This is a genomic window from Thiocystis violacea (assembly GCF_016583565.1).
Lineage (GTDB): Bacteria > Pseudomonadota > Gammaproteobacteria > Chromatiales > Chromatiaceae > Thiorhodococcus > Thiorhodococcus violaceus_A.
Genome location: NZ_NRRF01000158.1, coordinates 1 through 2,869 on the forward strand (window position 1 = coordinate 1; position 2,869 = coordinate 2,869).

The 2,869-nt window shown below is 57.2% G+C and carries 5 protein-coding genes; 4 read left to right on the forward strand and 1 reads right to left on the reverse strand.

Translation table 11 applies throughout. The annotated features are described in order from the left end of the window. Nucleotides 1-317: 317 nt before the first annotated feature. The 4 genes from CKO23_RS24210 (at nucleotide 318) to CKO23_RS24225 (ending at nucleotide 2,632) form a co-directional block, all read left to right on the forward strand. Entirely contained in the window at nucleotides 318-938 is a 621-nt protein-coding gene (locus CKO23_RS24210) for a hypothetical protein (RefSeq protein ID WP_207168688.1), read from the forward strand. Nucleotides 939-1,021: 83 nt separating this feature from the next. Beyond that, nucleotides 1,022-1,357, forward strand: a complete 336-nt coding sequence (locus CKO23_RS24215; RefSeq protein ID WP_200335976.1) for a hypothetical protein — start codon at nucleotides 1,022-1,024, stop codon at nucleotides 1,355-1,357. After that, entirely contained in the window at nucleotides 1,338-1,748 is a 411-nt protein-coding gene (locus CKO23_RS24220) for a PIN domain-containing protein (RefSeq protein ID WP_200335980.1), read from the forward strand. The genes CKO23_RS24215 and CKO23_RS24220 overlap by 20 nt, the downstream gene beginning before the upstream one ends. A gap of 98 nt (nucleotides 1,749-1,846) precedes the next feature. Further along, nucleotides 1,847-2,632 carry a hypothetical protein gene (locus CKO23_RS24225; RefSeq protein ID WP_200335982.1) on the forward strand — a complete coding sequence of 262 codons (786 nt, stop codon included), beginning with the start codon at nucleotides 1,847-1,849 and terminating at the stop codon, nucleotides 2,630-2,632. 4 nt (nucleotides 2,633-2,636) lie between these two features. On the opposite strand, the gene CKO23_RS24230 is transcribed toward CKO23_RS24225, so the two are convergent. Continuing rightward, nucleotides 2,637-2,869 (reverse strand): transposase (locus CKO23_RS24230; protein WP_200333851.1); only part of this gene is annotated, 233 nt, incomplete at its 5' end.

Sequence of the window (2,869 nt, forward strand, 5' to 3'; positions counted from 1 at the left end):
CCACGTGGTCCGAAGCACACGCCTCCAACGCGCACCCATGATCCGAAAAAGCCGCATCTGTCCGTCGCGCGCTTGCTCGCACAGCGTCAACAGCCCAAGACGCCCTCCCTGAAGCGGGGGGAACGGCATCCGATGATCGATCACGTATCGTGACCTTCACAGCCATGGGGCATGGGGTGATGGACGACGCCATGGTGGAAGCAGCGGCCTATTGTTTGGTCAAACGGTGAGGGTAGTGGTCAGTAAGAGGATCGCCCACTGCTCAGATTCTCTACTCTGTCAGTACGCCGACACTGAATCTGGGAGGATGCAACACCATGGGCATGTTCGATTCACTCTACATTGAGTTGGATGGCCGTGAGTTGCCCATCCAGACCAAGCGCTTCGATTGCGTCCTTGGCGATTACCGCCTGGGCGACTGGATCGGCGGAGCCGCACCGGGAATTCGCGTCTACTTCGATATCCTGAGCCTCGACGCCAAGGGTGCGCTGGTCTATGGCGCGGATGCTGAGCGAGCGCGCACCCTGACGCTCTTTGTCGTCCTCGCTCACGGCGTCTTCGTGGACTATCGAATCCGCGATGGTGAACTGGCGCCGGATGCCATCGAGCACGCACTGATGGAACTGAGGGAGGCGTGGCAGGATTCGGCGCGTTTGCTCGGCTTCCTGATTGAGACGCTGCGCACCAGGCAGCAGCGGATCGAGATGCTCGCACGTCGGCTTGCCCGCATCGCCTCGGTCGTCGAAAGCACCCGTCGCTTGCGAGCCGGGGAGACGTTCGGGGATCGCTTTCGGCTAATACACGAAGAGCAGCGAAAATTGGACGCTGGCGAGGATCCGCTCGACGTCGTGGCCTGGGTGCTGGACGATAAGAAGGCGGATTCGGGGCGCTGGGGCGAGGGCACCGTAACGGATCCGCTGGATGACTATCGGCTGTGAGGAAGAGGACCTCTGCCCCTGTGCCGATACACTCAATGCTGAAGCCGGGGCGCGAGCAAAGACTCGGAATGCGGAGGACTGACATGTTGACCACTGTTGAAGGCATCTACGAGAACGGCGAGGTGAGGTTGCTGGAGCCCATCCCAAGGCTGGGACGGGCGCGCGTGGTGGTGACGGTGCTGCCTGATTCTCTGTCAACCTCCACGCCGGACAGCCCCTCCTCTCAAGGCTCAAAGCCGGGGGGTGCGGCGGCCAAAATCGCGTCCGAGAATTCGGAGATGAGCGAGCTTGGACAAGCGCTGATGGCGATTCGCCAGCGCGCGATCGCCCGAGGCATGCCGCTGTCGTCGGTCGATGTCATTCTGGACGAGGTGCTGCAGGGGCGCGCTGAGGCGGGCGATGACCAAGACCTACGTTGACGCCAACACCTTGATCGTTGCCTTTCGTGGCGACCATCCGGCTTCCGCCGAAGCGTTGAAGCTGCTGGGAGACAAGCGTCGGCTATTCGTCGCTAGCCATTATCTGCGCCTGGAAACACTGCGTAAGCCGCGCTTTTATCGACGTGACGACGAAATCGCGTTCATGGAAACCTACTTCGCCACGGTCAATTCTTGGGTGCCAACCGACGATGGCTTGGTAAGACGAGCACTTGATCTAGCGGCCGAACTGGATCTCGGAGCCATGGACGCACTGCATGCCGCTGCCGCTTTAAAGGCCGAGGCAGAAGTCTTCGTCACCATGGAGCGCCCAACCAAGCCGTTGTTCCGAGTGCCTGGACTGAACGCGATATCGCTCCATCCTGAGAGATAGAGCGGTAGTCGGAAGACACGGAGGGGGCAGTGTTCAGTAGTCAGTTGGGGGAGCGTCTTTGAGCGAGGAGTGATTCTGATGACGGATGAGTGTGCACCATGACCCAATTCCTGCGCCTGCTGGCGGAAGGCGACAAGGCCCAAGCCTTGCTGGAGACCTGCACCCGACTGCGCGCGGGCGAGGCCGATCCGCGTCATTTCGAGGTGGCGCCGAGCGCCTTCGATGCGGTGCCGGGGAAGCCCTTTGCCTATTGGGTGAGCGAGGCTGTGCGGGAGACGTTTCGGCGGTTGCCCAGCTTTGAAGACGATGCTCGTACTGCTGTCAATGGCCTGACTACCGGCGATGACTTTCGTTTTTTTCGTTGCCATTGGGAGGTTTCTTCAATTACTCGTCCGGACTTCATTGATTCATCGGTTCCCGGAATTAAAGAGATTCCGCCAGATACTCATTGGCGATGGTTCTCATATGTGAAAGGTGGAGAGGATTCACCTTTTTATGGAAAGTTTCCAATGGTATTGAATTGGCGTTTTCACGGTAAAGAGATGAAAGCGTTTTCTGGTACAATAGTAAGAAGTGAAGAGCATTTTTATAAGCCTGGATTGACTTGGCCTCTTCGTGCACGCCGATTCGGACCACAATGCCGACCATTATTTTCTGTATTCAGCGTTCGCGGCTATTCAGCCATAGCTCCTGATTATGAATTATTGAGGCTTCTCGGGCTAACAAACACAAGTGTATTTGACTATCTGTTTAAGATTTCATTGGGGCGCCATGGTTTTCCAGAATTCATAGTGGGTGTATTAAATAAGCTACCGATCCCTGATCTGTCCGATGATAACGGGATAGACCTAGTGCAACAGAGTGGAAATCCCGAGACTGTTTAATCATTCATGCTGCGAGCGGCTTTCCCTCATAGGTCCAGCGGAAGGGTTTGGCCAACGTGCGATTGAAGAAGTCGATGAAATCGCTGATGCGTTTCTGAAGGTCGTCGATGGAGGTGAAGTTGCCACGGCGCAGGACTTTGCGCGCCAGGATCGAGAACCACATCTCGATCTGATTGAGCCACGAGGCGTGCTTGGGGGTGAAGTGAAAGACGATGCGATGGCTCGGATCGCTGAGGA

What these genes read in the sequence shown, in the direction of transcription:
- CKO23_RS24210 (WP_207168688.1), top strand. Translation starts at nt 318, where the DNA reads ATGGGCATGTTCGATTCACTCTACATTGAGTTGGATGGCCGTGAGTTG.
- CKO23_RS24225 (WP_200335982.1), top strand. Translation starts at nt 1,847, where the DNA reads ATGACCCAATTCCTGCGCCTGCTGGCGGAAGGCGACAAGGCCCAAGCC.
- CKO23_RS24220 (WP_200335980.1), top strand. Translation starts at nt 1,338, where the DNA reads ATGACCAAGACCTACGTTGACGCCAACACCTTGATCGTTGCCTTTCGT.
- CKO23_RS24215 (WP_200335976.1), top strand. Translation starts at nt 1,022, where the DNA reads ATGTTGACCACTGTTGAAGGCATCTACGAGAACGGCGAGGTGAGGTTG.